This is a genomic window from Burkholderia sp. LFS061, assembly GCF_047978125.1.
In the GTDB taxonomy this organism is placed as follows: Bacteria; Pseudomonadota; Gammaproteobacteria; order Burkholderiales; family Burkholderiaceae; genus Burkholderia; species Burkholderia pyrrocinia_C.
This window is the reverse complement of record NZ_JBFPFS010000091.1, coordinates 1-5,311: the sequence shown is the minus strand read 5'-3', so window position 1 is coordinate 5,311 and position 5,311 is coordinate 1. Positions and strand designations below refer to the sequence as shown.

The following is a 5,311-nucleotide window of genomic DNA, read 5'->3' as shown; positions in this document are numbered from 1 at the left end:
GAACCGAAAACAGTAACAGGTTTAAACTGAAGAGTTTGATCCTGGCTCAGATTGAACGCTGGCGGCATGCCTTACACATGCAAGTCGAACGGCAGCACGGGTGCTTGCACCTGGTGGCGAGTGGCGAACGGGTGAGTAATACATCGGAACATGTCCTGTAGTGGGGGATAGCCCGGCGAAAGCCGGATTAATACCGCATACGATCTACGGATGAAAGCGGGGGACCTTCGGGCCTCGCGCTATAGGGTTGGCCGATGGCTGATTAGCTAGTTGGTGGGGTAAAGGCCTACCAAGGCGACGATCAGTAGCTGGTCTGAGAGGACGACCAGCCACACTGGGACTGAGACACGGCCCAGACTCCTACGGGAGGCAGCAGTGGGGAATTTTGGACAATGGGCGAAAGCCTGATCCAGCAATGCCGCGTGTGTGAAGAAGGCCTTCGGGTTGTAAAGCACTTTTGTCCGGAAAGAAATCCTTGGTTCTAATATAGCCGGGGGATGACGGTACCGGAAGAATAAGCACCGGCTAACTACGTGCCAGCAGCCGCGGTAATACGTAGGGTGCGAGCGTTAATCGGAATTACTGGGCGTAAAGCGTGCGCAGGCGGTTTGCTAAGACCGATGTGAAATCCCCGGGCTCAACCTGGGAACTGCATTGGTGACTGGCAGGCTAGAGTATGGCAGAGGGGGGTAGAATTCCACGTGTAGCAGTGAAATGCGTAGAGATGTGGAGGAATACCGATGGCGAAGGCAGCCCCCTGGGCCAATACTGACGCTCATGCACGAAAGCGTGGGGAGCAAACAGGATTAGATACCCTGGTAGTCCACGCCCTAAACGATGTCAACTAGTTGTTGGGGATTCATTTCCTTAGTAACGTAGCTAACGCGTGAAGTTGACCGCCTGGGGAGTACGGTCGCAAGATTAAAACTCAAAGGAATTGACGGGGACCCGCACAAGCGGTGGATGATGTGGATTAATTCGATGCAACGCGAAAAACCTTACCTACCCTTGACATGGTCGGAATCCTGCTGAGAGGCGGGAGTGCTCGAAAGAGAACCGGCGCACAGGTGCTGCATGGCTGTCGTCAGCTCGTGTCGTGAGATGTTGGGTTAAGTCCCGCAACGAGCGCAACCCTTGTCCTTAGTTGCTACGCAAGAGCACTCTAAGGAGACTGCCGGTGACAAACCGGAGGAAGGTGGGGATGACGTCAAGTCCTCATGGCCCTTATGGGTAGGGCTTCACACGTCATACAATGGTCGGAACAGAGGGTTGCCAACCCGCGAGGGGGAGCTAATCCCAGAAAACCGATCGTAGTCCGGATTGCACTCTGCAACTCGAGTGCATGAAGCTGGAATCGCTAGTAATCGCGGATCAGCATGCCGCGGTGAATACGTTCCCGGGTCTTGTACACACCGCCCGTCACACCATGGGAGTGGGTTTTACCAGAAGTGGCTAGTCTAACCGCAAGGAGGACGGTCACCACGGTAGGATTCATGACTGGGGTGAAGTCGTAACAAGGTAGCCGTATCGGAAGGTGCGGCTGGATCACCTCCTTTCCAGAGCTATCTCGCGAAGTTGAGCGCTCACGCTTATCGGCTGTAAATTAAAGACAGACTCAGGGGTCTGTAGCTCAGTCGGTTAGAGCACCGTCTTGATAAGGCGGGGGTCGTTGGTTCGAATCCAACCAGACCCACCATTGTCTGGCGGTATGTGGGTACCTGAGGTCTCTGTACACATGGGGGCATAGCTCAGCTGGGAGAGCACCTGCTTTGCAAGCAGGGGGTCGTCGGTTCGATCCCGTCTGCCTCCACCAATCACCAACGCTAAGGGCTTGGTTCAGACACTGAACCGAGAATTTTGCATTGGCGATTGAGCCAGTCAGAGTGATATGAGTAACACCATATCGGCTGTCGTTCTTTAACAATCTGGAAGAAGCAAGTAATTTGGATAGCGGAAGCGTCTTGAGATGGACGTGGAAGTTATCCGGGTTGTGATTGTATCGATGTATCTCAAGATGATTCGAACTCTAAGTTTGACTCAATTGGAATACGGCACAACGCGAGAACTCAACCTGTAACGACTGTCGAAGAGACAGACTCGTTATAGGGTCAAGCGAACAAGTGCATGTGGTGGATGCCTTGGCGATCACAGGCGATGAAGGACGCGGTAGCCTGCGAAAAGCTACGGGGAGCTGGCAAACGAGCTTTGATCCGTAGATGTCCGAATGGGGAAACCCGGCCCTTTTGGGTCATCCTGGACTGAATACATAGGTCCAGTGAAGCGAACGCGGTGAACTGAAACATCTAAGTAACCGCAGGAAAAGAAATCAACCGAGATTCCCAAAGTAGTGGCGAGCGAAATGGGATGAGCCTTGCACTCTTTATTTGTATTGTTAGCCGAACGCTCTGGAAAGTGCGGCCATAGCAGGTGATAGCCCTGTAGGCGAAAACAGTATGAAAGAACTAGGTGTGCGACAAGTAGGGCGGGACACGTGAAATCCTGTCTGAAGATGGGGGGACCATCCTCCAAGGCTAAATACTCGTGATCGACCGATAGTGAACCAGTACCGTGAGGGAAAGGCGAAAAGAACCCCGGGAGGGGAGTGAAATAGATCCTGAAACCGCATGCATACAAACAGTCGGAGCCTCGTAAGGGGTGACGGCGTACCTTTTGTATAATGGGTCAGCGACTTACGTTCAGTAGCAAGCTTAACCGTATAGGGCAGGCGTAGCGAAAGCGAGTCCGAATAGGGCGTTCAGTTGCTGGGCGTAGACCCGAAACCAAGTGATCTATCCATGGCCAGGATGAAGGTGCGGTAACACGTACTGGAGGTCCGAACCCACTAACGTTGAAAAGTTAGGGGATGAGCTGTGGATAGGGGTGAAAGGCTAAACAAACTTGGAAATAGCTGGTTCTCTCCGAAAACTATTTAGGTAGTGCCTCGTGTCTCACCTTCGGGGGTAGAGCACTGTCATGGTTGGGGGGTCTATTGCAGATTACCCCGCCATAGCAAACTCCGAATACCGAAGAGTGCAATCACGGGAGACAGACATCGGGTGCTAACGTCCGGTGTCAAGAGGGAAACAACCCAGACCGCCAGCTAAGGTCCCCAAATATAGCTAAGTGGGAAACGAAGTGGGAAGGCTAAAACAGTCAGGAGGTTGGCTTAGAAGCAGCCACCCTTTAAAGAAAGCGTAATAGCTCACTGATCGAGTCGTCCTGCGCGGAAGATGTAACGGGGCTAAGCTATATACCGAAGCTGCGGATGCGAGCTATGCTCGCATGGTAGGAGAGCGTTCCGTAAGCCTGCGAAGGTGCGTTGAAAAGCGTGCTGGAGGTATCGGAAGTGCGAATGCTGACATGAGTAGCGATAAAGGGGGTGAAAGGCCCCCTCGCCGTAAGCCCAAGGTTTCCTACGCAACGTTCATCGGCGTAGGGTGAGTCGGCCCCTAAGGCGAGGCAGAAATGCGTAGCTGATGGGAAGCAGGTCAATATTCCTGCACCATTGTTAGATGCGATGGGGGGACGGATCGCGGAAGGTTGTCCGGGTGTTGGAAGTCCCGGTCGCTGCATTGGAGAAGGCGCTTAGGCAAATCCGGGCGCAGGATTCAAGGGTGTGGCGCGAGCTCCTTAGGGAGCGAAGCAATTGGAAGTGGTTCCAAGAAAAGCCTCTAAGCTTCAGTCTAACGATGACCGTACCGCAAACCGACACAGGTGGGCGAGATGAGTATTCTAAGGCGCTTGAGAGAACTCGGGAGAAGGAACTCGGCAAATTGGTACCGTAACTTCGGGATAAGGTACGCCCTTGTAGCTTGATGCGCCTGCGCGCAGAGGGTGAAGGGGTTGCAATAAACTGGTGGCTGCGACTGTTTAATAAAAACACAGCACTCTGCAAACACGAAAGTGGACGTATAGGGTGTGACGCCTGCCCGGTGCCGGAAGATTAAATGATGGGGTGCAAGCTCTTGATTGAAGTCCCGGTAAACGGCGGCCGTAACTATAACGGTCCTAAGGTAGCGAAATTCCTTGTCGGGTAAGTTCCGACCTGCACGAATGGCGTAACGATGGCCACACTGTCTCCTCCCGAGACTCAGCGAAGTTGAAGTGTTTGTGATGATGCAATCTACCCGCGGCTAGACGGAAAGACCCCATGAACCTTTACTGTAGCTTTGCATTGGACTTTGAACCGATCTGTGTAGGATAGGTGGGAGGCTATGAAACCGGAACGCTAGTTTCGGTGGAGCCGTCCTTGAAATACCACCCTGGTTTGTTTGAGGTTCTAACCTTGGCCCGTGATCCGGGTCGGGGACAGTGCATGGTAGGCAGTTTGACTGGGGCGGTCTCCTCCCAAAGCGTAACGGAGGAGTACGAAGGTACGCTAGGTACGGTCGGAAATCGTGCTGATAGTGCAATGGCATAAGCGTGCTTAACTGCGAGACCGACAAGTCGAGCAGGTGCGAAAGCAGGTCATAGTGATCCGGTGGTTCTGTATGGAAGGGCCATCGCTCAACGGATAAAAGGTACTCTGGGGATAACAGGCTGATACCGCCCAAGAGTTCATATCGACGGCGGTGTTTGGCACCTCGATGTCGGCTCATCTCATCCTGGGGCTGTAGCCGGTCCCAAGGGTATGGCTGTTCGCCATTTAAAGAGGTACGTGAGCTGGGTTTAAAACGTCGTGAGACAGTTTGGTCCCTATCTGCCGTGGGCGTTGGATATTTGAAGGGGGCTGCTCCTAGTACGAGAGGACCGGAGTGGACGAACCTCTGGTGTACCGGTTGTCACGCCAGTGGCATCGCCGGGTAGCTATGTTCGGAAGAGATAACCGCTGAAAGCATCTAAGCGGGAAACTCGCCTTAAGATGAGATATCCCTGGGGACTAGATCCCCTTGAAGGGTCGTTCGAGACCAGGACGTTGATAGGTCAGGTGTGTAAGCGCAGTAATGCGTTCAGCTAACTGATACTAATTGCCCGTAAGGCTTGATCCTATAACAAGTCTGTTTCGACAGTCGTTAGCGCTTCAGCGCTTTACGAATGTCGAACGTCGAGTGCGAGGCACTCGGCGGTACGACGGTTGAAGTACCGCGTACGTGTGAGATACAGCTCACAACCCAAGATTACTGCTTCTTCCCAGATTGGTTCTGTTGGCCACGCCAGCAGAACAACCCTCTTTGCCTGATGACCATAGCGAGTCGGTCCCACCCCTTCCCATCCCGAACAGGACCGTGAAACGACTCTACGCCGATGATAGTGCGGATTCCCGTGTGAAAGTAGGTAATCGTCAGGCTCCCTTAGCCAGAAACCCCCGCCC

At 53.4% G+C, this 5,311-nt stretch carries 2 tRNA genes and 3 rRNA genes; all 5 read left to right on the top strand.

The window, feature by feature from the left end:
- Positions 1–23 precede the first annotated feature (23 nt).
- The 5 genes from ACNQQL_RS35510 (at position 24) to rrf (ending at position 5,287) form a co-directional block, all read left to right on the top strand.
- Positions 24–1,556 (top strand): 16S ribosomal RNA (locus ACNQQL_RS35510).
- A gap of 63 nt (positions 1,557–1,619) precedes the next feature.
- Positions 1,620–1,696: transfer RNA gene (locus ACNQQL_RS35505), tRNA-Ile, on the top strand.
- 41 nt (positions 1,697–1,737) lie between these two features.
- A tRNA-Ala gene (locus ACNQQL_RS35500) sits at positions 1,738–1,813 on the top strand.
- A gap of 293 nt (positions 1,814–2,106) precedes the next feature.
- Positions 2,107–4,988: ribosomal RNA gene (locus ACNQQL_RS35495) — 23S ribosomal RNA — on the top strand.
- A 186-nt stretch (positions 4,989–5,174) separates the two neighbouring features.
- Positions 5,175–5,287 (top strand): 5S ribosomal RNA (gene rrf / locus ACNQQL_RS35490).
- The 16S, 23S and 5S rRNA genes sit together here with 2 tRNA genes alongside, the layout of an rRNA operon.
- The last annotated feature ends 24 nt before the right edge of the window (positions 5,288–5,311 follow it).